Source organism: Mesorhizobium sp. M2C.T.Ca.TU.002.02.1.1, assembly GCF_003997225.1.
Genome location: NZ_RZTO01001419.1, coordinates 1 through 705, shown reverse-complemented (window position 1 = coordinate 705; position 705 = coordinate 1). Strand labels below are relative to the sequence as shown.

The window sequence follows — 705 nt, the reverse complement described above, 5'->3', positions numbered from 1 at the left end:
GTGCGCGACCTCTACAACAAGGATATCGACGAAATCCTGGTCTCCGGCGAGGACGGCTATCGCGAGGCCAAGGACTTCATGCGCATGCTGATGCCGAGCCACGCCAAGGTGGTTCAGCCTTACCGCGACACAACGCCGATCTTCGTGCGCAACGGCATCGAGGCGCAGCTCGACCGCATGCTGCAGCCGCAGGTGACGCTGAAGAGCGGCGGCTACATCATCATCAACCAGACCGAGGCGCTGGTTTCGATCGACGTCAACTCCGGCCGCTCCACCAAGGAGCATTCGATCGAGGAGACCGCGCTCCACACCAATCTGGAAGCGGCCGAGGAGGTCGCGCGGCAGTTGAGGTTGCGCGACCTTGCCGGCCTCATCGTCATCGACTTCATCGACATGGAGGAGAACCGCAACAACCGCTCCGTCGAGAAGCGGCTGAAGGATCACCTCAAGAACGACCGCGCCCGCATCCAGGTCGGCCGCATCTCGCATTTCGGCCTGATGGAAATGTCGCGCCAGCGCATCCGCGCCAGCGTGCTGGAATCGACCATGAAGCCCTGCCCGCATTGCGGCGGCACCGGCCATGTGCGCTCCGATTCCTCCGTGGCGCTGATGGTGGTGCGGGCGATCGAGGAGTTCCTGCTCAAGGATTCGCGCAGCCACATCATCGTGCGCACACCGTCGGCGACCGCGCTCTATGTGCTCAAC

The 705-nt window shown here is 63.3% G+C and carries 1 protein-coding gene; it reads left to right on the top strand.

Annotated elements, in window-relative coordinates:
* The coding region (locus tag EOD07_RS36495) for a ribonuclease E/G (protein WP_164772966.1) at positions 1 to 705 on the top strand (705 nt) is incomplete at both ends.